This is a genomic window from Micromonospora sp. WMMD710 (assembly GCF_029626045.1).
Taxonomy (GTDB): Bacteria; Actinomycetota; Actinomycetes; order Mycobacteriales; family Micromonosporaceae; genus Micromonospora.
The window spans coordinates 2,885,182-2,908,871 of record NZ_JARUBD010000001.1; the positions used below are offsets into that span (position 1 = coordinate 2,885,182).

Below are 23,690 nucleotides of genomic sequence, written 5' to 3' on the forward strand. Positions count from 1 at the left end.
GCCGGTCACTCCTCCACCACGTCGGCCACCACCACGGTCACGTTGTCCGGTGCGCCCGCGTGCAACGCCAGGTCGATGAGCTTACCCGCGCAGGCGGCCCGGTCCGGGTAATCGGTGAGCACCTCGGTGAGGGTGTCCGGACGGACCACGTTGGAGAGACCGTCGCTGCACAGCAGCCACCGGTCGCCGGCGCGGGGCACCATCGTCGCGTACGACGGGGAGACGTCCTCGCCCTGCAACGCCTGGGTGACGACCGCCCGGCGGGGATGGCTGCTGGCCTGGTCCGCGGTGATCACGCCCTGGTCGACCAGCAGCTGGACGAAGGTGTCGTCGCGGGTGACCTGCTTGAGCACACCCTCGCGGAACAGGTAGGCCCGGGAGTCGCCGACGTGGGCGAGGGCCAGGCAGCTGCCGGTACGGGCGAAGAGCAGGGCGGTCAGTGTGGTGCCCATGCCCTGGCGCTCGGGATCCTCGTTGACCGCCTGCCGGATCCGGGTGGTGGCCAGGGCGATGCCGCCCTGGAGCGCGGCCACCAGGGCGTCCTCGGGTGTCTCCACGTCCAACGGTGCGACCGCGTCGATGGTGAGCGCGCTGGCCAGGTCGCCGGCGGCCATCCCGCCCATGCCGTCGGCGACGGCGACGAGCCAGGTCCCGGCGTGCAGGGCGTCCTGGTTTCCGCTGCGGATCAGCCCACGGTCGCTCGTTCCCACGGAACGCAGCTTCAGGGTCATGGGAGGCAGCCTGCCAGGCGGAGGGCGCAGTTGTCTCTAGGAGATCAGGACGACGGTGCGTGGCGCGGCGAATCTCACGTCTCGCACTCGGCCGTGTCGCGGGCCTCCCGGCCTCGTCGCACGGCACATCCCATCCAACCAGATCAATTGACAGGACGTACCGTCACTGGAAATATCGGGTCCATCTCTGGGAGCGCTCCCAGCATTCGGTCACCACCACCGTCCCACTTCCCGTCCCGGAAGGACTCCCCGTGACGACATCCCGACGCCGCCTCCTCCTGGCCGCGGCGACCGCCCTGGCCCTCACCGGCGCGGGCGCCGGCGCGGCCCACGCCGACCCACCACCGGACGCCCCCGAACAGATCGACAACGGCGACTTCAGCGCGGGCGTGAGCCCCTGGTTCTCCTACGGCACGGGCGCACTCGCGGTCACCGACGGGCGGCTCTGCACCACCGTTGCCGGCGGGCTCGCCAACCCGTGGGACGCCGGCATCGGCCAGGACGCGGTGCCGCTGGTCGCCGGCGCCGAGTACACCCTCGGGTTCAGCGTCTCCGCCACACCCGGCACCGCCGTCAAGGCCGTGCTCCAGCTGGGCAGCGCCCCGTACACCACGTACGCCGCCGTGGACGCCGCCGCCACCGGCACCGCCCAGCGCGTCGAGCAGACCTTCACCGTCCCGGACGACAACCCCGGCGCCCAGCTGATCTTCCAGGTCGGCGGCTCCCCCGACACGCAGACGATCTGCCTCGACGACGTCTCGCTGCGCGGCGGCGAGCCGCCCGAGCCGTACGAGCCGGACACCGGGCCACGGGTGCGCGTCAACCAGGTCGGGTACCTGCCCGGCGGGCCGAAGAACGCCACCGTGGTCACCGACGCCACCGAGCCGCTGCCCTGGCAGCTGCGTACGGGCGCCGGCGCCGTCGTGGCCAGCGGCACCACCACCACGCGCGGTGTCGACGCCGCCTCCGGGCAGAACGTGCACTCGGTCGACTTCTCCGGCTACCGCACCCCGGGCACCGGGTTGACGCTCACCGTCGACGGCGAGACCAGCCACCCGTTCGACATCTCCGGCACCCTCTACGACCAGCTGCGCTCCGACTCGTTGCAGTTCTTCTACGCGCAGCGCAGCGGCATCGCCATCGACGGGGACCTGATCGGCGACGAGTACGCGCGCCCCGCCGGGCACCTCGGCGTGGCACCCAACCAGGGCGACACCAGCGTGCCCTGCCAGCCGGGCGTCTGCGACTACTCGTTGGACGTGCGCGGCGGCTGGTACGACGCCGGCGACCACGGCAAGTACGTGGTCAACGGCGGCATCGCCACCTACCAACTGTTGAACACCTTCGAGCGGACCAGGACGGCGGCCACCGCCGACGGAGGCGCCGGGCTCGCCGACGGCACGCTGCGGGTGCCCGAACGCGACAACGGCGTGCCGGACATCCTCGACGAGGCCCGCTGGGAGCTGGAGTTCCTGCTGCGTATGCAGGTGCCGGCCGGCAAGCCGCTCGCCGGCATGGTCCACCACAAGATCCACGATCGGAACTGGACCGGGCTGCCGCTCGCCCCCCACGAGGACCCGCAGCCGCGCGAGCTGCACCCCCCGTCGACCGCGGCCACCCTCAACCTGGCCGCCACCGCCGCCCAGTGCGCGCGGCTCTTCGCACCGTACGACGCGGCGTTCGCGGCCCGCTGCGGCACCGCCGCGAGCACCGCCTACGCCGCGGCGAAGGCCCACCCCGCGGTGTACGCCAGCCCGGCCGACAGCACCGGCGGCGGCGCGTACGACGACACCAACGTCACCGACGAGTTCTACTGGGCGGCAGCCGAGCTGTACCTCAGCACCGGGGCGCAGACCTACCTGACCGACCTGACGGCCTCACCGCACCACACCGGCGACGTGTTCGACCCGCGGGGCTTCGGCTGGCAGAGCACCGCCGCACTGGGCCGCCTCGACCTGGCCGCCGTGCCGAACGGGCTGCCCGCCGCCGACCTGGCCCGCGTCCGCGCCTCGGTCACCTCCGCCGCCGACGCGTACCTCGCCGAGCTGCGACGACAGGCGTACGGGCTGCCGATGCCCGGGGACGCCAACAGCTACTTCTGGGGCGGCAACAGCAACATCATCAACAACGCCGTGGTGCTGGCCACCGCGTTCGACCTGACCCGCGACCCCGTCTACCGCGACGGCGCCGTGCAGGCGATGGACTACGTGCTCGGTCGCAACGCCCTGAACATCTCCTACGTCACCGGGTGGGGCGAGCACGCGGCGCAGAACCAGCACAGCCGCATCTTCGGCCACCAGCTCGACCCGAGCCTGCCCCGCCCGCCGGCCGGCTCGCTCGCCGGTGGCGCGAACGCCGCCCTCCAGGACCCGTTCGCGGCACAGTTGCTGGCCGGCTGCGCGCCGATGTTCTGCTACGTCGACGACATCAACTCGTACGCGACGAACGAGGTGGCGATCAACTGGAACTCGGCGCTGGCCTGGATCTCGTCGTTCCTGGCCGACCAGGGTGACGCCGGCGCGGTGCCGGCCAGCACCTGCTCGGTGGACTACACCAACTACGGCGCCTGGCAGGGTGGCACCGGGTTCACCGCCCAGTTGACCATCCGCAACACCGGCGCCACGGCCGTCAGCGGCTGGAGCGTGCGGTTCGCGTTCATCGGCGACCAGCGGGTACGCGAGGCGTGGCTCGCGAAGGTCACCCAGTCCGGCGCGACGGTGACCGCGCGCAACGAGTCGTACAACGCCCGGATCGCACCCGGCGGCACCGTGACGTTCGGCTTCAACGCGACGACCACCGGCGGCGCCAACCCCGACCCGGGCCTGGTCACCGTCAACGGCGCGGCCTGCTCGCTGAGCTGACCGCAGCGGCTGGTGGCCGCCCCTCACGCGGGCGGCCACCAGCCCGTCATGATCGGCGTCCGCACCGCGCACCGCACCTCCCGCGCGCACCGCTGCGGGCGCTTTCGAGCTGATGACGTGAACGAATCACCGCCCCGACCCCGTGGACTCCGGCCGCCGCGCGAGCCGTGGTGAGGCCGTGGAGGGCGGCGAACTGGCGGGCACGGAGCGTCCCGAGGGCCGGGTGCACGCCGTCGCCACCCTGCGCGCGGTGGCCAACGTGGGCGTGGCGTTCGGGGCGGGGCTGGCCGGGTTCGCGCTGGTGGCGGACACCGGATGGGCGTACCGGATGCTGGTGGTCGGCAACGTCGTCACCTATCTGGTGTCGGCGGCGCTCATCATGCGACTGCCGGCGTATCCACCCACCGCCCTGGCGACCGTCCTGCTGCTCGGCGCAACCGTGATCTACACCGTCGGCGACCTGTGGCACGGCACGGCCGGGGCGGCACTGGCCTACGACCTTGCCGCCCCGGATGCCCTCGGCGCCTACCAGGGTGTCGACGCGCTGCTGACCGGGCTGGCCCGCGCGGCGGGGCCGGCGTTACTGACCTGGCTGGTCCTCGACGGCGGCCCGATCGGTTGGCTGGCCCTGGCCGGGCTGCTCGCCGGCACCGGCCTGGCCGTGCCGGCGCTCACCCGACGAGCCGTGGCGAACCGCGCCGAACGCAGCCCGGCCAGCGGTCAGCCGATCTCCTCGTCGACGTAGCACCACCGCCAGTCCTCGCCCGGCTGCGCCGAGCGGATCACCGGGTGCCCGGTGGACGCGAAGTGCTTGCTCGCGTGCTGGTTCGGCGACGAGTCGCAGCAGCCGACCTGCCCGCAGCTCAGGCAGGTACGCAGGTGCACCCAGTAGGTGTCGCCGATGGCGACGCAGTCCGCGCACTCGTCGGGGGTGCGCGGCTCGGCGACACCGGCCTCGATCAGATGCTGACAGCTCACTTCTCGACCTCCTGCCGCAGCAACGACTCCTCCAGGTCCAGGTCACGATAGGCCTGCACCAGCACCTCCTCAGGGATCCGACCGGAGTCCCGGGCAGCCCGGAACACATCCCGCTCGGCGTCGATCATTTCTTGTCGCAGCCGACCGTACGCCTGCGACGGGGTTTCCCGCTCGGTGCCTCCGAGCCGTTCCCACGCCATGTTGGTGCGGTCCTCCAGTGCGCGGCGCAGCCGGTCCACCACCGCCTCCGGGGCGCTGTCCGCCAGCTCGTCGAGACGCTCCTGAGCTGCCCGGCTGGCCTGCTGCTGCACGCCGGCCGCGGACAGGGCGTCCTGCACCGGGTCGTCCTGCGGCAGCGTCAACCGGCGCGCGACGAGCGGCAGCGTGGCGCCCTGACCGACCAACGTGAAAACGATCACCGCGAAGGCCAGCCAGATGAACAGCGCCCGGGGGTACGGCTTGTCGTCGGCCAGGGTCAGTGGCAGGGCGAGCGCGGCGGCCAGGGTCACCACGCCGCGCATTCCGGCCCAGCCGATGATGATCGGGAACTTCGGTGAGGGCCGGGCGTCACGGCGACGGACCCGGGGCACCAACCGGGCCAGGTAGGTGGCCGGGAAGAGCCAGATGAACCGGGTCAGGAAGACGGTGGCGAGCACCGCGAAGGTGATCAGGACGAGCGAGCCGAACGGTTCGTCGAGGTCGCGCAGCACCTCCCGCAACTGGAGCCCGACCAGCAGGAAGACCAGGCCCTCCAGCAGGAACCGGACCAGCCGCCAGAACGCGCCGACCTGCAACCGGGACGCCGCCGACAGCAACTGGGGCAGCTTGTGGCCGAGCACCAGACCGGTGACGACCACCGCCACCACACCGGAGGCGTGCACGTGCTCGGCGGTGAACACCACCGCGAACGGGATGATCAGCGACAGGGCGTTGTCCAGCAGAGGGTCGCTGATCCGCCGGTGCACGAAGCCGAAGACCAACGCGCCGAGCGCACCGATCAGGATGCCGCCGCCGGTGGCCCGCAGCACCTCGACGGCGACCTCGGCGGTGCCGACCGCCGAGCCGATGGTGGCCAGCGTCGCGACCCGCAGCAGCACCAGCGCGGTCGCGTCGTTGATCAGGCTCTCGCCCTCCAGGATCGTGACGACCCGGCGGGGCAGTCCGACCCGCCGGGCGACCGCAGTGGCGGCCACCGCGTCCGGCGGGGCGACCACCGCGCCGAGGGCGAGGCAGATCGCGAACGGCAGCTGCGGCAGCAGCAGGTGCAGCACGAACCCGACCACGAACGCGGTGAACAGCACCAGACCGACGGCGAGCAGCAGGATCGGCCGGATGTTGTTCTTGAACGCCGGCACCGAGGTTTCCAGCGCGGCGACGTAGAGCAGCGGCGGCAAGATGCCGACGAGCACCAACTCGGGGTCGAGTTCCACCTGCGGGAAGCCCGGTACGTAGGACAGCGCCAGGCCGAGGACGACCAGCACGATCGGCGCGAGCAGGCCGAGCCGGCGGGCCAGCGCGGCGCCCAGGGTGGCGATCGCCAGGAACACGACGACCGGAAACAGGCTTTCCATGGGGTACGAGCCTAGGGGTACGCCGATCCGGCCTCGATCAGCCGCCCGGGCGCAACTTCGGCAGCACCTCGGCGCCGAACGCGTCGAGGAACCCGCGCTGCTCCTGCCCGACGTGGTGCAGGGCGATCTGGTCGAAGCCGAGCTGCACGTACTCCTCCAGCCAACCGACGTGCCGCCCCAGGTCGGCCGACACGTTCACCACCTCGGCGACCCGCTGGGCCGGCACGTCGGCGGACACCACGTCGAAGTGCTCGACGGTCTCCAGGTCCCAGCAGACCGGCGGGGCGAAGACGTTGCTGCGCCACTGGTCGTACGCGATCGCCTCGGCCTGCGCCTGCTCCGGTGCCCACGAGACGTGCACCTGCAGGTGCAGGGGGCCGCGCCCACCGGCGTCCCGGTACGCGTCGATCATCTCGCGCAGGTGCGCCACCGGGGCGTTGACGGTGATCAGGCCGTCCGCCCACTCGGCGCACCAGCGGGCGGTGGCCACGCTGACGGCGGCGCCGACGAGCGCGGGCGGCTGCTCGGGGCGGGTCCACAGCCGGGCCCGGTCCACCCGGACGAGGCCGTCGTGGCTGACCTCCTCGCCGGCGAGCAGCGCCCGGATCACGTCCACGCACTCGCGCAGACGGGCGGCGCGGACGTCCTTGCGCGGCCAGGGGTCGCCGGTGATGTGCTCGTTGCTGGCCTCGCCGGTGCCCAGCGCGGCCCAGAACCGGCCCGGGTACATGGCCCCGAGGGTGCCGATCGCCTGGGCGATGATCGCCGGGTGGTAGCGCTGGCCGGGCGCGTTGACCACACCGAAGGGCATGCCGGTGGCCTGCAGGGCGGCACCCAGCCAGGACCAGGCGAAGCCGGATTCGCCCTGCCGGGCGCTCCACGGTGAGAAGTGGTCGGAGCACATGGCGGCGTCGAAGCCGGCCCGCTCGGCGTGCCGCACCGCCTCCAGGAGGGCGCGCGGACCGATCTGCTCATGTGAGGCGTGGAACCCGAACTGCGTCATGGGCGCACTTCCTACCCACGACGGCACGGGCTGATGCCTGCCGCGACCTACTCGGCGTGCGCGCCGGCACCGGCGGAGGCCGCGCCCTCACCCACCCAGACCGTCTTGGTGTTGCAGAACTCCCGCATGCCCAGCGCGGACAACTCCCGCCCGTAGCCGGAGTTCTTCACACCGCCGAACGGCAGCTCCGGAAAGGACGTGGTCATCCCGTTGATGAAGACGTTGCCGGCCACCAGGTCGGTGGCGAAGCGCTCCTGCTCGGCCGGGTCCCGCGTCCAGGCGTTCGAGCCGAGCCCGAAGCTGGTGCCGTTGGCGACCTCGATCGCCTCCTCGTACGAGGACACCCGGAACAGGCCGGCGACCGGCCCGAAGACCTCCTCGGCCCACATCCGCATCTGCGGGGTGAGGTCGGTGACCACGGTCGGCGGGTAGAACCAGCCGTCACCGCTGGGCGGCTCGCCGCCGCAGAGCACCCTCGCGCCGTTGTCCACCGCGTCGCGGACCTGGGCGTGCACCTCGTCGCGACCCCGCTCACTGGCCAGCGGCCCCACGTCGGTGTCCGGGTCCATCGGGTCGCCGACGCGCAGCGCCGCCATGTTCGCGGCGAACTTCTCGGCGAACGCGTCGAAGACGTCGGTGTGCACGATGAAGCGCTTGGCGGCGATGCAGGACTGGCCGTTGTTCTGGCAGCGGGCCGTGGTGGCCACCTCGGCGGCCCGGTCCAGGTCGGCCGACGGCATCACCACGAACGGGTCGCTGCCGCCGAGTTCGAGGACGGTCTTCTTCAGCTCCCGCCCGGCGATCTGGGCGATCGACCGGCCGGCGGGTTCGCTGCCGGTGAGCGTGGCGGCGCGTACCCGGGGGTCGCCGAGGATCTCCTCGACGGCCTCCGAGCCGACCAGCACGGTGGTGAAGGCCCCCTCGGGGAAGCCGGCGCGGCGGAACACGTCCTCCAGCAGCAGCGCGGTCTGCGGCACGTTCGAGGCGTGCTTGAGCAGGCCGGTGTTGCCGGCCATGAGCGCCGGCGCGGCGAAGCGCATCACCTGCCAGAGCGGGAAGTTCCACGGCATCACCGCGAGCACCACGCCGATCGGCTGGTAGCGGATGAACGCACGGGTCGCCTTGACGGCGGCGGCGTCGGCCGGCTCGTCGGCGAGGAATTCCGGGGCCTTGTCGGCGTAGAAGCGGGCGGCGGTGGCGCACTTGGTCACCTCGGCCTGCGCGGCGACGTACGTCTTGCCCATCTCCGTGGTCATGATCCGGGCGATCTCGTCGCGCTCGGCGTCGAGCAGGTCGGCGGCGGCGTTCATCCACCGGGCGCGCTGGTCGACGGTGGTCGCGCGGAGCTGCTGGTACGCCAGGTCGGTGCGTCCGATGGCGGCGTCGAGTTGCTCGCTGGACATCGCCTCGTAGGTCTTGAGCACCTGACCGGTGGCGGGGTTGGTGGTGGCGATGTGGGGCATCTCGTCCTCCTGTCACTCGAACAGCGAGTGTCGTACGCCCGGCTCCTCGCGGCGGCGGGCGGCGCGGCGGCGTTGGATCACGACCAGGTCGACCACGGCGACCACCGCCAGGATCGCGCAGACCACGCCGAGCCAGGCGATGCCGGCCCAGAACGCCAGCACCGCGAAGATCACCATGATCACCAGGCCGAAGGTGGCGAGGGTGAGCCGGAGGTTCAGCGCGCTGTTCGCGTGGCCGACCGTGCCGCGGGCACGCCGGGGCTGCGATCTCGTCATGCCTCCCGATCTACCCCCGATCGGGGGTGTTAACCGGTGCGGCGCCCTCGCGCCGCACCGGCCGGTCGGTGTGCTCGGTTACATTGGTTCGCCCCGCGGGGCCGTAGACCGCAGGATGGACGCATGTCCATGACCCAGACCGTGCCGGTGACCGTCGCCATCGCCCGGCGTGCCGATCCGGCCCGGGCCAGCGAGATGGTGGCCTGGATGCGGGCCGGCACCGCGCTGGCCGAGGCGTTTCCCGGGTTCCTCGGCGCGGGATGGGTGCAGAGCGCCCCGGACTCACCGGAGTGGCACATGCTCTACCGTTTCGCCGACGCCGAGACGCTGCACCGGTGGGAGGAGTCGCCCCAGCGGCACTGGTGGCTCAGTTCGGCGCAGGGCATCGTCGAGCACACCCGCGTCGAGCGGCGTACCGGAATCGAGGGGTGGTTCGACCCGCCGCTGGAGCACTGGGTGGATCCGGTCGAGCCGATCCCGCCGACGTCGCCGCCGCGCTGGAAGCAGGCGGTGACCATCTGGCTGGCGTTCTTCCCGCTGAGCCTGACCGCCACCCTGCTGACCAGCCAATTTCTCGACGCCGTGCCGCTGACCGCCCGGGTGCTGCTGATGACGCTCTGCCTGACCCCGTTGATGACCTACCTGGTGCTGCCCAGGATCACGCGGGCGCTGCACTGGTGGCTGCACGGCCAGACGGCCCCCTGGCGGCGCGTATAGCACTGCGGGTGGCAGCGGCGGCACGCTCTGCCGCATACCCGACAGCAACTTCCCGCCAAACCACGTCCTACGCATAGAGTTACCGCGCTGTCGCTCTGTGCTGCGGAACGGGGGACGTCATGCCTCGACGGTGGGTCGCCGCACTGGCCTGTCTCGCGGCTCTGGTCGCCCTCGCCTGCGAGGGCGGCGGCTCGGCGGCACCGCGTCCGACCAGGAGCGCGCCGCAGTCCGGCGGGCCGGGCGGCATCGCGGCGCTGGGAGACTCGATCAGCACCGGCTTCGCCTCCTGCCTGGTGCTCACGTCCTGCGAGCGCAACTCCTGGTCGACCGGCGACGGCCTGCGGGTGCGCAGCCACTACCGCCGGCTGCTCGACCAGGACCCGGCGATCCGCGACCGGGCGTACAACCATGCCCGTCCCGGCGCCCGCGCGGACGCCCTGGAGGGACAGGCGAAGGCAGCGGTACGCGACCACGCCGACTACGTCACCGTGCTGATCGGCGCCAACGACGTCTGCCGGGGCGGGGTGGACGCGATGACGCCGGTGGCCGAGTTCCGGGCCGACGTCGACCGCGGCCTGCGGGCACTGCGCACCGGCCGGCCGAAGGCCCGGGTGCTGGTGGTGAGCATTCCCGACCTGTACCGGCTCTGGGAGGTCGGGCACGGCGACGCGCGGGCGGCACGCGCCTGGCGGCGCGGCGTCTGCCCGGCCCTGCTGGCCAACGCGACGTCGACCGCGCCCGCCGACCGGAGCCGTCGGGTCGCCGTCCGGGACCGGATCGACGCCTACAACGCCGAGTTGGTGGCGGCGTGCCGGGCGTACGGATCACGGTGCCGGCACGACGGCGGCGCGGTGCACCGGGTGCGGTTCACCCTCGACATGCTGAACCCACTGGACTGGTTCCACCCCAACGTCAACGGGCAGGGCCGCCTCGCCGAGGTGACCTGGCGCTCCTCCGGCCTGGCCGACTGACGCCCGCCTCAGGGGCGGCGCGGGGCGGGGAGGGCGGTGCCCCGCGAGCGGTACAGCGCCCGGGACCGTTCGGCGAGATCCTTGGTGGCCGACGAGTTGGCCCAGGTGCCCAGCACGATCGCGGCACCGGGCACGATCTTGGCGACCATCCGCTTCGCCGCCCGTACGCCGGCCATCCGGGCCAGCCGGACGCTGAGCTGCAACATGACCCGGCCGAGCGGGCGGTGCCCACCCAGGCCGAAAAGCGCGTCGGCGCGTTCCCGGCCGGCGGCGACGCCGAGGGCCAGCCGGGCGCTCTCGGCGACCTTGTGCACCCGCTGGAGCACCAGCAGGTCGGTGGCCCGGTCGGTGTGCAGGGGATCGACGTCGTACGCGGCGGCGATGTGCAGCACCATCCGCGCCTGGGTCCAGGCCAGCACGCCCACGTCGAGGACGGCGCCGGGCAGGCCGGCCGCGCCGGAGACCGCGCCGGACAGCCGGGCCAGGTTGACGAACTTGCGGGTCGCCTGGTCGGCCAGGACGTCGGCGGAGACGCCGGGCTGCTCGGCCCGGGCGCGCCCGACCCACTGCGCGGCCTCGGGGCCGAGCCGGCGCACCGCCTCCAGGGCGAGGTGCTCCGGCGCGTACTGCGGGTCGTCGCGCATCCGGTCCCACAGGCGGGCCGGCGGACCTTCGACGGCGTCCGCCGGCCCGACCGGCAGGCTGGCGGACGGCTGGGGGGTGGACGCGGCGGGTTGGCCGCCGACGGGCGGGGTGTCGGTCACCGGGGCTCCCCAGGGGTGGGTACGGCGGGCAGGACGGCCGATGGAGTGCTCAGCGGCGGCGGTTGGACAGCCGCGACGCCAACCCCTTCAGCTTCTGCTGGTTGGCGGGCTTGGCCATCTCGCGTCGACCGCGGTCGACCAACTGCTGCCCCTTGGGTGATCTGAGAAAAGCGCTGATCCGCTGCATCAGTGACATAACGTCCTCCTGTCGGTGTTCCCCTGGTCATGTGTACCCCGAACCCGCAACACATGTACCCGGGACGCGACAGGCTCAACCCTGACCGTCCATAGTGGCCGGTAGGTTACCGCTCGCTGGGCAGGATGGCGTCGACGACCCGGGTGGCCCGCCACTCGTGCTGCTGGTAGTGCTCGGGGTACGCGGAGACCTGCACCGCCTGGGCCGCGTCGGTGAGGCGCATCTGCTGCCAGCCGGGCACCTGCTCGAGCGCGGTGAGGAACTGCCGGGTGGCGAACTCCGGGTCCATCAGGCGACCCACCGGGCCCCAGCCGCTGCTGGAACGCTGCTGGAACAGCCCGACCGAGTCGTGGTCCCAGCCGACGCCCTGGTGCGGGAAGTCCTGCGACTCGGGCAGCACGCCGCTGGCCACGTTGTACAGGTTGCTCTCCTGCATCGCGGTGGCGACCGCGATCACCAGGCCACGGCGGGGGACGCCCATCCCCCGGCCGGTACGGACGATCGCCTCGGCGTTTTCCATCTGGTCCTCGTCCAGCCCGGCGACAGGGGCCGGGTCGGTCGGCCGAGCCGGGGCGACCTTGCGGGCCCGCGGGCTGACGTCCGGGTCCGCGGTGGTCGCGACGGCGGACGGGGTGGCGGACGGGGTGGCGGACGGGACGGCGGCACGATCGAGATCACGGGACGCGCGCTGCTGCTCGGCACGCTGCGCCAGCTCGGTGCTGCTGGCGGGATCGACCCGAGCCGCCGCACCGGCGGAGTCGTCGCGGACCTGCGCGACCGCGGCCAGGCCGAGGCAGCACACCACGCCTGCGGCGAGGGCCATCCGCGCCCGGCGTCGACCGGTCAGGTCCCGGGCGTACGCCCGGAGCCGACTCGCGGCGGTTGTCCGTTCGGTTGAGGTGCCATCCTCCGTATCGGTAGTGGAGCTGCTCGGGGCGTACGGGTCGTCGAGAGTGCCGTCGTCACGCATCAACCGAGGCTAGGCAGGTGGATACGCCGATCACGCACGGTGATCACGTGGCGCTGGCCACAGATCGGGGGCGTCCTGGTGGACGACCCGGACGGCTCGACCCGCCCGGGGAACGTACCTCGCGTACCGGATGAAGCAGGCGGCGCACGCAGGCCGGCACGGCCGGCGACAGGCCGGGACATCGGACCCCGCGCACCCACATGATCGACAAACTCGGCCTTTGGGCCGAACCACCCCTCCACCGTTCGGGGGCACGGACCCACCTGGCAGCGGAATCGGGTGATTAGTCCGGTCGTGCCCAGCCGGCGGGCGACGGATCGCCCGACGCAGGAATGCACCAGGATGGCGGGTACGTTGCCCGAACCGGGTGCCGTCCGTCGCGTCGGCGTCCGAGTAGGCACATTCCAGGGAGGTCCGCACCGGTGCTCGACCCACACGAGCTCTACCAGCTCACCGACGATCTGCCCGACCTCGGGCAACCGGTCCTGATCCAGGCCCTCACCGGGTTCGTGGACGCCGGCAACGCGAGCCGGCTGGCCCGCGAGCAGCTGCTCACCTCGTTGGAGGGCCGGCCGATCGCCACCTTCGACGTGGACCAGCTCTTCGACTACCGCTCCCGCCGACCGGTGATGACCTTCGTCGAGGACCACTGGGAGAGCTTCGACGCCCCCAAGCTGGAGCTGCACCTGCTGCACGACGACGACGAGACCCCCTTCCTGCTGCTCACCGGCCCCGAGCCGGATTTGCAGTGGGAACGGTTCACCGCCGCCGTCGCCGGCCTCGCCGCCCGGCTGGACGTCCGGCTCACCGTCGGGCTCAACTCGATCCCGATGGCGGTGCCGCACACCCGGCCCACCGGCGTGACCGCCCACGCGACCCGGCCCGAGCTGATCGCCGGGTACGAGCCCTGGCTGCAACGCGTCCAGGTGCCCGGCAGCGTCGGTCACCTGCTGGAGTTCCGCCTCGGCGAGCAGGGCCGCGACGCGCTCGGCTTCGCCGCCCACGTGCCGCACTACGTGGCGCAGACCGAATACCCGGCCGCCGCCGAGGTGCTGCTCACCTCCGTGTCGCGCAGCACCGGACTGCTGCTGCCCGGCGACGGGCTGCGCTCCGCCGCCGAGGTCGTCCGGGTGGAGATCGACCGGCAGGTCGCCCAGACCGAGGACGCCGCCGCGCTGGTCCAGGCCCTGGAGGAGCAGTACGACGCGTTCGCTCGGGGTCGCGGCGAGAAGAACCTGCTCGCCCCCGACGCCGGCCCCCTGCCCACCGCCGACGAACTCGGCGCGGAGCTGGAACGGTTCCTGGCCGAACAGACCCGTCCCGGCGACACCCCGGGCAGCTGACCCGGCGACGGGGCGGCGGATACGGCAGGGTGGAGGCATGCGCCTGGCGACCTGGAACGTGAACTCGGTGAAGGCCCGGCTGCCCCGGCTGCTGGAGTGGCTGGCCGGCACCGGCCCGGACGTCGTCTGCCTCCAGGAGACCAAGTGCCCGGACGGCGCCTTCCCGGTCGCCGAGGTGGGCGAGCTGGGCTACACGGTGGCCAGCCACAGCGACGGCCGGTGGAACGGCGTCGCCATCCTGTCCCGGGTCGGTCTCGACGACGTCCGGGTCGGGTTCGCCGGCGAGCCAGGCTTCCCCGAGCCGGAGGCCCGGGCCATCTCCGCCACCTGCGACGGGGTGCGGGTCTGGTCGGTGTACGTGCCCAACGGGCGGACACCCGACGACCCGCACTACGCGTACAAGCTGGCCTGGTTCGCGGCCCTGCGCGACGCGTTGGACGCGGAACTGGCCGGTGGGCTGCCGCTGGTCGTCAGCGGCGACTTCAACGTCGCCCCGACCGACGCCGACGTCTGGGATCCGGCCGTCTTCACCCACTCCACCCACGTCACCCCGGCCGAGCGGGCGGCCCTCGCGGCACTGCGCGACCTCGGCCTCGACGACGTGGTGCCGACCCCGATGAAGGGGCCGCACCCGTTCACCTACTGGGACTACCGGGCCGGCATGTTCCACCAGAACAAGGGCATGCGGATCGACCTCGTGTACGCCTCCGCGCCGTTCGCCCGGGCGGTGCGCTCCGCGTACGTGGACCGGGAGGCCCGCAAGGGCAAGGGCCCGTCCGACCACGCCCCGATCGTGGTGGACGCGGACCTCGTCCCGGCGGTCGAGGCGTTCTGACCCGGCCCGCGCTGGCTAGGGTGGGCAGATGGCAGTCGTGAAGATCAACGCAATCGACGTTCCGCCGGGCGCCGGCGCCGAGCTGGAGAAGCGGTTCGCCGCGCGGGCCGGCACGGTGGAGAACTCCCCCGGCTTCCTCGGCTTCGAGCTGCTCCGGCCGGTGGCCGGCGAGACCCGCTACTTCGTCTACACGAAGTGGGAGAGCGAGGAGGCGTACCAGGCGTGGGCCGCCGGCCCGTCGCGCGCCGCGCACGCCGCCGCACCCGGCGACACGCCCCGCCCGCCGGTCTCCAGCGGCGCCAGCCTGCTGGAGTTCGAGGTGGCTCTGACCGTCCCCCAGCCCTAGCCACCTCCCCCGCCGGACGCTGAGACAGGGACGAGGCCCTGCCTCGACCCGAGAGTGCGCGGACCTCGTGCTCGAACCTGGATCTGGTCCCCTCCGCGCAGCGCGAAGCCACTACATCCATGTTCGAGCACGACCAGGACCGCGGACGCCCGAGGACGCCGCACCACGGCCGAACCGCACCGGGCCGGACGTGTGCGTTGATAGCGTCGAAGCGGCCCGTCGCCGCCGCGTCGTCCGTGGATCCGGGCACACCCCGAGTTCAGTGATCCCGAGTCGATCAAAGCAGGACGGTGGCCGAGCCGGCTCAGGGCGTACGGGACGACTGGAGGCTGGCGAAGGCGATCACGTTGTCGGCGTAGCCGGTGCGGCCCCCGATGAACTGGCCGCCGCAGGTGATCAACCGCAGCCCGGCCGGCCCGTCGTGGCCGTAGATGCGTTCGGCGGGCAGCTGGTCCTTCGGGAAGTGCTCGACGGTGTCGACCCGGAACACCACCACCGACTTGTCCGCCCGGGCCACCTCGATCAGGTCGCCGGGCTTCAGCTTGCCCAGGTCGTAGAAGACCGACGGACCGGTCTTGGTGTCCACGTGCCCGACGATCACCGCCGGACCCGGCTCGCCGGGCGTGGGCCCCCGGTCGTACCAGCCGGTCTCGTTGTGCCGCTCCAACGGCGGTACGGCGATCGAGCCGTCCCGCGCCTGCCCGACGGGTGCCACCGGTGCGGCCACCTTGATCGTCGGGACCGTGAGGCGTACCGGTCGACTGGCCGACAACCCGACCGTCTCACTGCGGGCCGGCCGGTCACCGCCGGCCGGGGTCAGGTCGAACGGGCCGGCCGAGCGGCCCAGCCCCGCCCCGGTGGCGAAGACCCCCGCCAGCACCAGCACCACGGCCAACGGCACCGACCAGGGGCTACGGCCGGAGGGACGCCCGGACGGACGGCTGCGCCGGGGGGCGACGGCGGTCGGCGGTCGCGCGGCCACCGACGGGCGAGCGACCCCCGCCGGACGGTCGGCCACCGACCGGCGACCCGGATCCGGCGGGCCGTCGGAATCCGGCCAGCCGTCGTCCACGGGCAGGCGTACCCCATCGGGCGGCGACCCGGGACGACCCGCAGCCGGCGGGCGTACCCCATCGGGCGGCGCGGGACGATCCGCAGCCGACGGGCGTACCCCATCGGGCGGCGCGGGACGACCCGCAGCCGGCGGGCGGGAACCGGCCGGCGGCGGGGTGGGGTGAAAGATCTCCATGGCGGGCTCAGCGGCGGGCGGCGGCTCGGCGGGTTCGTGGCCGGCGCAGCGCCACCACGGCGAGGATCAGCCCGGTGATCGTCAACGCCGCGCCACCGGGCAGCAGCAGCTTGCCGGTCGTGCCGCCGGCGCCACCGCCGAAGCCGGTGGCCGGGCCGCGACTCGGCTGCACCGGGACCTTCTTGACCACCTGGAGCATCGTCGAGGCGGTCTCGCCGTCGCGGCACTCCAGCTTGACCCGGTAGTTGCCGGGACGGGTGCGATCCCGCACCATCGGCGCGGCGGTGAGCAGGCCGTGCTGAGGCTGGACGCCGACCGCGCCGAAGGCGTCGGACACGACGGTGGCGCCGACCGAGTTGTCGCGGCAGCTGGCCCGGATCCCGACCAGGTAGCCGGGCTGCACGGTGCTGGGGCTCACCTCGACGAAGATGTCCACCGGAGGGTTGGGCTGCGGCGCGCCACTCGGCGAGCCGGGCTGCGGCGCGGCCGCCACCGGCACGGCGAGCGCGGGCGCGGGCAGCACAGCGGACGCGGGTGTGGCGGCCAGCAGGGGGCCGGCGAGGACGGTCAGCACCGACAGGGTCACGCCGCCGCGGGTCACTGTCACGATGCCCCCTCTCGACGCCGTGTGGGCGTGCCGGGCAGCGGACCGCCCGCCCTGCCGTACCAGTTGGATCCTCTCATTTCCGGTCGCACATCACATCCGATCCGCCGACGGCGTCGCGTACGCTCGGGTCGCTGTGACCGCCACCGACCATGACCCCGCCGTCCCGCCCGCGAGCCGGACGATCCGCACGTTCCACCCCCGAAGGGGCCGGATGAGCGGCCGGCAGACCGACGCGCTGGACCGGCTGTGGCCCCGCTACGGCCTGGACGTGTCGGACGAGCCCGTCGACCTGGCCGACCTGTTCGGTCGCCGAGCGCCCGTGGTGCTGGAGATCGGCTCGGGGATGGGCGACAGCACCGCCGTGATGGCCGCCGCTGACCCGGATCGAGATTATCTGGCGGTGGAGGTGCACACGCCGGGAATCGCGAACCTCCTCGACCTGGTGGACCGGGGCGGGCTGGGCAACGTCCGAGTGGCTCAGGGTGACGCGTTGGAGCTGGTCAGCGGCCTGCCCGAGGGCGTGCTGGACGCCGTACACGTCTATTTTCCCGACCCGTGGCCGAAGGCCCGCCACCACAAGCGGCGGATCATCCAGCCGTCGCACGTGGCGTTGTTGCGCTCCCGGCTGGCCCCCGGCGGCACGCTGCACTGCGCGACCGACTGGGCGGAGTACGCCGAGGCGATGCGGGAGACGCTGGACGCGGACCCGGAGCTGGTGGACGCGTACGGCGGCTTCGCGCCCCGTCCGGCGCACCGTCCGGTGACGAAGTTCGAACGGCGGGCGATCACCGCCGGCCGACCGGTGGCCGACCTGATCTACCGCCGCCGGTGACGAGCCGGCCCGGACGGGGGTCCGGCGGACGCCGGGTTGGCGTACCGGGGCATGATCCAGGCACCATGGACAGGCTATGACGCTCACCGCCGCGCTGCCGACAAGCGCCGACCCCGACACCCTCTTCGACGCGTTCGCCGGCTGGGCGAAGGAGCGCGGCCTCGACCTCTATCCCCATCAGGAGGAGGCGGTCATCGAGATCGTCTCCGGCGCCAACCTGATCATGAATACGCCCACCGGCTCGGGCAAGAGCCTGGTGGCGATCGCCGCGCACTTCGCGGCCCTCGCCGACAGCCGGACCACCTTCTACACCGCGCCGATCAAGGCACTGGTGTCGGAGAAGTTCTTCGCCCTGTGCGAGGTCTTCGGCGCCGAGAACGTCGGCATGCTGACCGGTGACGCCAGCGTCAACGCCGACGCCCCGATCATCTGCTGCACCGCGGAGATCCTGGCCAACCTGGCCCTGCGCGAGGGCGGCCGGGCCGACGTCGGCCAGGTGATCATGGATGAGTTCCACTTCTACGCCGAGCCCGACCGGGGCTGGGCCTGGCAGGTGCCGATCATCGAGCTGCCGCAGGCGCAGTTCATCCTGATGTCCGCCACCCTGGGGGACACCACCCGGTTCGTCGACGACCTCACCCGGCGCACCGGTCGGCCGACCGCCGTCGTGCGCTCGGCCGAGCGGCCCGTCCCGCTGATCTTCTCGTACGCGATGACGCCGCTGCACGAGACGCTCGAGGAGCTGCTGGAGACCAAGCAGGCCCCGGTGTACGTCGTGCACTTCACCCAGGCCGCCGCACTGGAACGCGCCCAGGCGCTGATGAGCGTCAACGTGTGCTCCCGCGCCGAGAAGGACATGATCGCCGAGGCGATCGGTGGGTTCCGGTTCACGTCCGGCTTCGGCAAGACGCTGTCCCGGCTGGTCCGGCACGGCATCGGTGTGCACCACGCCGGCATGCTGCCCAAGTACCGCCGACTGGTCGAGACCCTGGCTCAGGCCGGCCTACTCAAGGTCATCTGCGGCACCGACACCCTGGGCGTCGGTATCAACGTGCCGATCCGCACCGTGCTGTTCACCGGCCTGTCCAAGTACGACGGGGTCCGTACCCGCCTGCTCAAGAACCGGGAGTTCCACCAGATCGCCGGGCGCGCCGGCCGGGCCGGCTACGACACCATCGGTCGGGTCGTGGTGCAGGCCCCCGAGCACGTCATCGACAACGAGAAGGCCCTCGCCAAGGCCGGCGACGACCCGAAGAAGCGGCGCAAGGTGGTGCGCAAGAAGCCGCCGGAGGGGTCGATCGGCTGGGGCCAACCCACCTTCGACCGGCTCGTCGACGCCGAGCCGGAGCCGCTGACCTCCAGCTTCCAGGTCAGCCACTCGATGCTGCTCAACGTCATCGGCCGGCCCGGCGACGCGTTCACCGCGATGCGCCACCTGCTCACCGACAACCACGAGGAGCCCGCCGCGCAACGCCGGCACATCCGCCGGGCCATCGCCATCTACCGCGCGCTGCGCGCCGGCGGGGTCGTCGAGGAGCTGCCCGAGCCGGACGAGACCGGCCGACGGATCCGACTCACCGTCGACCTCCAGCTCGACTTCGCCCTCAACCAGCCACTCTCGCCCCTCGCCCTGGCCACCATCGAGCTGCTCGACGCCGAGTCCCCGTCGTACGCCCTCGACGTGCTGAGCGTCATCGAGTCGATCCTCGACGACCCCCGGCAGATCCTGTCCGCGCAGCAGTTCAAGGCCCGCGGCGAGGCGGTCGCCGCGATGAAGGCCGAGGGCATCGAGTACGAGGCCCGCCTCGAACTGCTCGACGAGGTGACCCACCCGAAGCCCCTGGCCGAGCTGCTGGAGGCCGCGTACGAGATGTACCGGCAGGGGCACCCCTGGGTCGCCGACCACCAGCTCTCCCCCAAGGCCGTCGTCCGCGACATGTACGAGCGGGCCATGACCTTCACCGAGTACGTGCAGTTCTACGGGCTCACCCGCTCGGAGGGCCTCGTCCTGCGCTACCTGGCCGACGCGTACAAGACGCTGCGCCAGACCGTGCCCGAGGACGCCAAGACCGAGGAGCTGATCGACCTCATCGAATGGCTCGGCGAGCTGGTCCGCCAGGTCGACTCCAGCCTGATCGACGAGTGGGAGCGGCTGCGCAACCCGTCCGACGTGGCCGAGGTGGCCCAGGCGCACGCCGCCCTGACCGACCGGCCGCCGGCGGTCACCCGCAACGCGCGGGCGTTCCGGGTGCTGGTGCGCAACGCGCTGTTCCGCCGCGTCGAGCTGGCCGCGCTGCGCCGCTGGGACCTGCTCGCCGAGTTGGACGCCGGCGACGGCTGGGACTACGACGCGTGGGCCGACGCCCTGGCGCCCTACTTCGAGGCGTACGACTCGATCGGTGTCGGCCCGGACGCGCGCGGGCCGGCGCTGCTCATGATCGAGCAGGGCCGGGAGCGGTGGACGGTCCGGCAGATCTTCGACGACCCGGACGGCGACCACGACTGGGGCATCAGCGCCGAGGTCGACCTGGTCGCCTCGGACGAGATCGGCGCGGCGGTCGTCCGGATCACGGACGTCGGCCAGCTCTGACAGTCCTACCCGACAGGGGGTCGTCCGCAGTGCGGGCGGCCCCCTTTGTCGCGTCTTCCGCACCCCCGTTTTCGCTGGGCGATGTCAGAGGTGTCGATTAGAATGTATGTACTAATCGAGTTCCTGACCTGCAGGATTACGACTAGGGAGGATGCCCGTGACCGCTCCCGCCTCCACCCCTCTCACCCCCTACGCCACGCTGCTCGGCTTCACCCGCTACGTCGACCGCACCGGCCCCACCAAGGCGACGTTCGTGGGTGGGCTGCGCAAGCAACGCGCCAGCCGTTCCGGCTTCAACCCGCACGGCCAGTTCGTCAAGGCGCTCAAGGCCGACATCGCCTTCCACACCGGCGGCACCCACCTGACCGGCGTCGTCGACGTGGTCAAGCCACGCTGGCGTCCGCTCTACCAGGCCCTCGTCCCCGGCGCCACGGCCTGGCTGCACTCCCTCGGCGACCCGGCCGCCCTCGACCTGGCCCAGACCCGCGACGCCCTGGCCATGCTGGGCGACCTGCCCGTCAAGATCAACCCCCACTTCGGGGTACGCCACGCCGACGGCCGCGCCGAGGCGGTCCGGCTGCACTTCGACGAGACCCCACCGAGCGAGGAGTCGGTGCTCGCCACCCTGCACCTGATGGCCCGCCACATGGATGCGGTGCTCCCGCATGCCGAGCCGGTCCTGGTCGACGTCCGCCGTGGCCAGGCGCACCACATGCCCTCCGACGCCAAACCCGAGCAGATCGAACGCTGGCTCGCCGGCGAAGCCGCCGCCTTCCGCGCCATCTGGTCCACCGCCGCCTAGCCCGCACACTCCAGCAGAGGGGGTTCCGCCCCCACCCCCGTCCCGCCCCACCTCGCCGCGGCCCGGCGCTCCGGCAGGCCGCGTCCGGCAGGCCGCGTCCGTCGGGGCGCGCTCGGCAAGATCACGCTCGATCCAGGATGTAGTGGCCTCGGCAGCCCGGGAGGCCACTACATCCATGTTCGGGCGTGATCATGGGGATAACGGCCCGCAGCGTCGCCCGCGTGGTGGCGGCGGTTATCCACAGGGACGGCGTGACGTGGGCGAATCGGTCAGCCTGGGCTCCATGTCGAAAGCTCCTCGTCGGCCGCCGCAGTTGCGCGGTCGGGTATTCCGTGGCTCGGTCGCCGTCTCGCGGGGCCTGCTGACCCGCAACGACCTGCGCAGCTCAGCCTGGCGGCCCCTCTTCCGTGACGTCTACGCCGACGCCAAGGTCAGCATCACCCACGTCGTCCGGTGCACCGCCGTCGGGCGATGGCTGATTCCACCCGAGGCGGCCATCGCCGGGCGCGCCGCCGCGGGCCTGTACGGGTGCGGGACCCCGACCGCGAGCGATCCGGTCGACGTCCTGATTCCGCGGGATGCCCGTATCGGGCCGGCCACCGGGCTCCGCGTCCACCATGGGGAGATCGACCCCGACGACATCCTGGAGCGGGCCGGCGTCAGGGTGACCAGCCCGGCCCGTACCTGCTGGGACTTGGCCCGTTGGCTCGACGTGATCGAGGCGGTGGTGGTCATCGACGCCATCCTCGCCCGCCGCCTGACGACCGTGTCAGCCCTGCGCGAGTACGCACTGAACCGCGCCGGTCGACGCGGCTGGCGGTCGCTGCTGCGCGCAGTCGACCTGGCCGACGCCGGTGCCGAGTCCCCTCAGGAGTCCCGCACCCGCGTGCGATTGGTGCTCGCCGGCCTACCCCGGCCGGAGACGCAGTGGATCGTGGCCGAGCGGGGTCGGTTCGTGGCTCGGCTGGACCTGGCCTGGCCGCAGTTCAAGGTCGCGGTGGAGTACGACGGGCTCTGGCACGACGACCCCGAGCAGTTCCATCGGGACCGCCGACGGCTCAACCGGTTGCTCGGCGGCGACTGGATCGTGCTGCACGTGACCGGCAAGCGCCTCCGGGACGACTTCGACGGCTTCCTCGCAGAGGTCCGGGCCGCCCTGCGGGCGCGCTCCCGCTCCTCCTGGTGATCCGCGTTCCTGGTGATCCGCGTTGCTCCCCATGATCGCGCTCGAACATGGAAGTAGTGGCCTCCCTCCGACGAAGAGACCACTACATCCTGGATCGAGCGCGATCATGGAGTCGGGCGCGGGGTTCGCCGCGCGCCTGGCGCGGGGCGGTTAGGCGGCGGGGAGGTACTTTGCCAGGTCGTCGAGGATCTTGTTGGCGGCACCGACGCCGATGCCGGTCATCCAGATCTCGTCGGAGACCGGGTACGCCTTGCCCGCCTTGACCGCGCCGAGGCCCTTCCAGAGCGTCCCACCGGCGACCTTGGTCTGCTCGGCGGCGGCCTTGTCGCCGTACGCGGTGACGAAGATGACGTCACCGTCGACCTCGTTGATCCGCTCGGGGCTGACCAGGTCGAAGCGCTTGTCCTCCTTGTTGGCCAGCAGCTGCCGCTCGGGGCGGCCGAGGCCGGTGTCGCCGACGACGATGCCGGAGAAGGAGTCCGGGCCGTACACCCGGATGTTGCCGGGGATGAAGCGCACGATGGACACCTTGCCGGCGGCGGCGTCGCCGAGGGTGGTGCCGAAGTCCTTGGCCCGCTTCTCGTACGCGGCGAGCAGGTCCTTGGCCTGCTGCTCGTGGCCGAGCGCCTTGCCGTCGAGGAGGAAGTTCTCCTTCCAGGTGACGCCCACCTTGTCGGTGAACACGGTCGGGGCGATGGCGGCCAGTTCGTCGTAGAACTTTTCCTGGCGGAACTTGCTGCCGAGAATGAGGTCCGGCTTCAGCGCGTTGATCGCCTCCAGGTCGGGCTCGGTGAGCACCCCGACCTCCTTGATGCCGGCGAGCTTGTCCGCGCCGAAGTAGGTGGGCCAGCTCTTGGCCTCACCGGCGGTGGCGGCGCCGACGGGTGTGATGCCCAGCGAGAGCGCCGTGTCGATCTTGTCGGTGTCGAGCACGACGACGCGCTTGGGCTGCGCCGGGACCTTGGTGGTGCCCATGGCGTGGGTGATCTCCCGGGTGTCCCCGGCGGCGGAGCCGGCGACCGGGTCGCTCTCACCGCAGGCGGTGAGGCCGACGCCGAGGGCGACGGCCGCGGCGAGGGCGGCGACGAGACGACGCATCAGAGTCCTTTCGAGGGGTACGAGCCGGTGAGCGGGGTGGCCGCGTCGCCGGTGGTGGGTCGGGCGGCCGGTACGGACGCATCCGACAGATCGGTGCCACCCGCGCCAGCGGACGCGGTGCCGGACACTCCAGCAGGCGCGGCAGCGGCGCCAGAACCGCCGGCGGACGCCGCAGCGTCCACAGACGCGGCAGCCCCGGACGCGGCAGCCCCCGACGCGGCGGTAGACGCGGCAGCCCCGGACGCGCCGGCAGACGCGGCAGCCCCGGACGCGGCAGCCCCGGACGCGGCGGCTCCGGGCG

Annotated in this window: 23 protein-coding genes; 11 read left to right on the forward strand and 12 right to left on the reverse strand. The window is 72.5% G+C overall.

The genetic code is table 11. The annotated features are described in order from the left end of the window. Positions 1-5 precede the first annotated feature (5 nt). Positions 6-731, reverse strand: coding sequence for a protein phosphatase 2C domain-containing protein (locus O7620_RS13250; protein WP_151491890.1), 726 nt, complete (start codon positions 729-731; stop codon positions 6-8). Between the two features lie 251 nt (positions 732-982). Between O7620_RS13250 and O7620_RS13255 the strand changes: the two genes are divergently transcribed. After that, positions 983-3,592, forward strand: coding sequence for a glycoside hydrolase family 9 protein (locus O7620_RS13255; RefSeq protein WP_278123248.1), 2,610 nt, complete (start codon positions 983-985; stop codon positions 3,590-3,592). A 178-nt stretch (positions 3,593-3,770) separates the two neighbouring features. Beyond that, positions 3,771-4,337 carry a hypothetical protein gene (locus O7620_RS13260; protein WP_278123249.1) on the forward strand — a complete coding sequence of 189 codons (567 nt, stop codon included), beginning with the start codon at positions 3,771-3,773 and terminating at the stop codon, positions 4,335-4,337. Here O7620_RS13260 and O7620_RS13265 read toward each other — a convergent pair. From O7620_RS13265 to O7620_RS13285, 5 genes are read right to left on the reverse strand one after another with little or no spacing between them, the layout of a single operon-like run. Continuing rightward, entirely contained in the window at positions 4,313-4,570 is a 258-nt protein-coding gene (locus tag O7620_RS13265; RefSeq protein ID WP_151491892.1) for a UBP-type zinc finger domain-containing protein, read from the reverse strand. The genes O7620_RS13260 and O7620_RS13265 overlap by 25 nt on opposite strands. Next, positions 4,567-6,141: a Na+/H+ antiporter gene (locus tag O7620_RS13270; protein WP_151491893.1), complete on the reverse strand. Its 1,575-nt coding sequence runs from the start codon at positions 6,139-6,141 to the stop codon at positions 4,567-4,569. Before O7620_RS13270 ends, O7620_RS13265 begins: the two co-directional genes overlap by 4 nt. Before the next feature lie 37 nt (positions 6,142-6,178). Then, a complete protein-coding gene (locus tag O7620_RS13275; RefSeq protein WP_278123250.1) occupies positions 6,179-7,144 on the reverse strand; it encodes a TIGR03885 family FMN-dependent LLM class oxidoreductase in 966 nt (321 codons plus the stop codon). A gap of 47 nt (positions 7,145-7,191) precedes the next feature. Beyond that, a complete protein-coding gene (locus O7620_RS13280; RefSeq protein ID WP_278123251.1) occupies positions 7,192-8,607 on the reverse strand; it encodes an NADP-dependent succinic semialdehyde dehydrogenase in 1,416 nt (471 codons plus the stop codon). A 12-nt stretch (positions 8,608-8,619) separates the two neighbouring features. Beyond that, positions 8,620-8,883 carry a DUF6343 family protein gene (locus O7620_RS13285; protein WP_151491896.1) on the reverse strand — a complete coding sequence of 88 codons (264 nt, stop codon included), beginning with the start codon at positions 8,881-8,883 and terminating at the stop codon, positions 8,620-8,622. A gap of 123 nt (positions 8,884-9,006) precedes the next feature. On the opposite strand from O7620_RS13285, the gene O7620_RS13290 reads away from it, so the two are divergent. Together O7620_RS13290 and O7620_RS13295 are read left to right on the forward strand one after the other, a co-directional pair. Continuing rightward, a complete protein-coding gene (locus tag O7620_RS13290; protein WP_151491897.1) occupies positions 9,007-9,600 on the forward strand; it encodes an antibiotic biosynthesis monooxygenase in 594 nt (197 codons plus the stop codon). Positions 9,601-9,719: 119 nt separating this feature from the next. Then, positions 9,720-10,571: a GDSL-type esterase/lipase family protein gene (locus tag O7620_RS13295; protein WP_151491898.1), complete on the forward strand. Its 852-nt coding sequence runs from the start codon at positions 9,720-9,722 to the stop codon at positions 10,569-10,571. Positions 10,572-10,579: 8 nt separating this feature from the next. Here O7620_RS13295 and O7620_RS13300 read toward each other — a convergent pair whose 3' ends face one another. From O7620_RS13300 to O7620_RS13310, 3 genes are all read right to left on the reverse strand, one after another. Next, positions 10,580-11,335, reverse strand: a complete 756-nt coding sequence (locus O7620_RS13300) for an EcsC family protein (RefSeq protein WP_151491899.1) — start codon at positions 11,333-11,335, stop codon at positions 10,580-10,582. Positions 11,336-11,384: 49 nt separating this feature from the next. Continuing rightward, a complete protein-coding gene (locus tag O7620_RS13305; RefSeq protein WP_192580470.1) occupies positions 11,385-11,531 on the reverse strand; it encodes a hypothetical protein in 147 nt (48 codons plus the stop codon). 106 nt (positions 11,532-11,637) lie between these two features. Then, positions 11,638-12,501 (reverse strand): peptidase M23, encoded by an 864-nt coding sequence (locus tag O7620_RS13310; RefSeq protein ID WP_278123252.1) that lies wholly within the window; start codon positions 12,499-12,501, stop codon positions 11,638-11,640. 422 nt (positions 12,502-12,923) lie between these two features. Between O7620_RS13310 and O7620_RS13315 the strand changes: the two genes are divergently transcribed. The 3 genes from O7620_RS13315 to O7620_RS13325 are packed head-to-tail and all read left to right on the forward strand — an operon-like array spanning position 12,924 to position 15,025. After that, entirely contained in the window at positions 12,924-13,844 is a 921-nt protein-coding gene (locus O7620_RS13315) for a PAC2 family protein (RefSeq protein ID WP_151492631.1), read from the forward strand. 37 nt (positions 13,845-13,881) lie between these two features. After that, on the forward strand, positions 13,882-14,679 hold the full coding sequence (locus tag O7620_RS13320; protein ID WP_151492630.1) for an exodeoxyribonuclease III: 798 nt from the start codon (positions 13,882-13,884) through the stop codon (positions 14,677-14,679). Between the two features lie 28 nt (positions 14,680-14,707). After that, positions 14,708-15,025, forward strand: a complete 318-nt coding sequence (locus tag O7620_RS13325) for an antibiotic biosynthesis monooxygenase (protein ID WP_151492629.1) — start codon at positions 14,708-14,710, stop codon at positions 15,023-15,025. Between the two features lie 304 nt (positions 15,026-15,329). Here O7620_RS13325 and O7620_RS13330 read toward each other — a convergent pair whose 3' ends face one another. Then, positions 15,330-16,007 carry a class F sortase gene (locus O7620_RS13330; protein ID WP_278126997.1) on the reverse strand — a complete coding sequence of 226 codons (678 nt, stop codon included), beginning with the start codon at positions 16,005-16,007 and terminating at the stop codon, positions 15,330-15,332. 274 nt (positions 16,008-16,281) lie between these two features. Next, positions 16,282-16,884, reverse strand: coding sequence for a hypothetical protein (locus tag O7620_RS13335; protein WP_278126998.1), 603 nt, complete (start codon positions 16,882-16,884; stop codon positions 16,282-16,284). Between the two features lie 208 nt (positions 16,885-17,092). On the opposite strand from O7620_RS13335, the gene trmB reads away from it, so the two are divergent. The 4 genes from trmB to O7620_RS13355 all read left to right on the forward strand — a co-directional run bounded on the left by trmB (position 17,093) and on the right by O7620_RS13355 (position 22,291). After that, positions 17,093-17,713 (forward strand): tRNA (guanosine(46)-N7)-methyltransferase TrmB, encoded by a 621-nt coding sequence (trmB, locus tag O7620_RS13340; RefSeq protein WP_225854781.1) that lies wholly within the window; start codon positions 17,093-17,095, stop codon positions 17,711-17,713. A gap of 76 nt (positions 17,714-17,789) precedes the next feature. Then, positions 17,790-20,303 carry a DEAD/DEAH box helicase gene (locus O7620_RS13345; protein ID WP_278123254.1) on the forward strand — a complete coding sequence of 838 codons (2,514 nt, stop codon included), beginning with the start codon at positions 17,790-17,792 and terminating at the stop codon, positions 20,301-20,303. Between the two features lie 157 nt (positions 20,304-20,460). Beyond that, positions 20,461-21,105: a hypothetical protein gene (locus tag O7620_RS13350; RefSeq protein WP_278123255.1), complete on the forward strand. Its 645-nt coding sequence runs from the start codon at positions 20,461-20,463 to the stop codon at positions 21,103-21,105. Positions 21,106-21,388: 283 nt separating this feature from the next. Then, positions 21,389-22,291 (forward strand): hypothetical protein, encoded by a 903-nt coding sequence (locus O7620_RS13355; RefSeq protein ID WP_278123256.1) that lies wholly within the window; start codon positions 21,389-21,391, stop codon positions 22,289-22,291. A gap of 150 nt (positions 22,292-22,441) precedes the next feature. On the opposite strand, the gene O7620_RS13360 is transcribed toward O7620_RS13355, so the two are convergent. Next, positions 22,442-23,389, reverse strand: coding sequence for an iron-siderophore ABC transporter substrate-binding protein (locus O7620_RS13360; protein WP_278123257.1), 948 nt, complete (start codon positions 23,387-23,389; stop codon positions 22,442-22,444). Between the last annotated feature and the right edge of the window lie 301 nt (positions 23,390-23,690).

Excerpts from the sequence above, each read along its gene's own strand:
- O7620_RS13250 (WP_151491890.1), bottom strand. The coding sequence starts at position 731 with ATGACCCTGAAGCTGCGTTCCGTGGGAACGAGCGACCGTGGGCTGATC.
- O7620_RS13270 (WP_151491893.1), bottom strand. The coding sequence starts at position 6,141 with ATGGAAAGCCTGTTTCCGGTCGTCGTGTTCCTGGCGATCGCCACCCTG.
- O7620_RS13275 (WP_278123250.1), bottom strand. The coding sequence starts at position 7,144 with ATGACGCAGTTCGGGTTCCACGCCTCACATGAGCAGATCGGTCCGCGC.
- O7620_RS13280 (WP_278123251.1), bottom strand. The coding sequence starts at position 8,607 with ATGCCCCACATCGCCACCACCAACCCCGCCACCGGTCAGGTGCTCAAG.
- O7620_RS13285 (WP_151491896.1), bottom strand. The coding sequence starts at position 8,883 with ATGACGAGATCGCAGCCCCGGCGTGCCCGCGGCACGGTCGGCCACGCG.
- O7620_RS13290 (WP_151491897.1), top strand. The coding sequence starts at position 9,007 with ATGTCCATGACCCAGACCGTGCCGGTGACCGTCGCCATCGCCCGGCGT.
- O7620_RS13295 (WP_151491898.1), top strand. The coding sequence starts at position 9,720 with ATGCCTCGACGGTGGGTCGCCGCACTGGCCTGTCTCGCGGCTCTGGTC.
- O7620_RS13305 (WP_192580470.1), bottom strand. The coding sequence starts at position 11,531 with ATGTCACTGATGCAGCGGATCAGCGCTTTTCTCAGATCACCCAAGGGG.
- O7620_RS13310 (WP_278123252.1), bottom strand. The coding sequence starts at position 12,501 with ATGCGTGACGACGGCACTCTCGACGACCCGTACGCCCCGAGCAGCTCC.
- O7620_RS13320 (WP_151492630.1), top strand. The coding sequence starts at position 13,882 with ATGCGCCTGGCGACCTGGAACGTGAACTCGGTGAAGGCCCGGCTGCCC.
- O7620_RS13325 (WP_151492629.1), top strand. The coding sequence starts at position 14,708 with ATGGCAGTCGTGAAGATCAACGCAATCGACGTTCCGCCGGGCGCCGGC.
- trmB (WP_225854781.1), top strand. The coding sequence starts at position 17,093 with ATGAGCGGCCGGCAGACCGACGCGCTGGACCGGCTGTGGCCCCGCTAC.
- O7620_RS13345 (WP_278123254.1), top strand. The coding sequence starts at position 17,790 with ATGACGCTCACCGCCGCGCTGCCGACAAGCGCCGACCCCGACACCCTC.
- O7620_RS13355 (WP_278123256.1), top strand. The coding sequence starts at position 21,389 with ATGTCGAAAGCTCCTCGTCGGCCGCCGCAGTTGCGCGGTCGGGTATTC.
- O7620_RS13360 (WP_278123257.1), bottom strand. The coding sequence starts at position 23,389 with ATGCGTCGTCTCGTCGCCGCCCTCGCCGCGGCCGTCGCCCTCGGCGTC.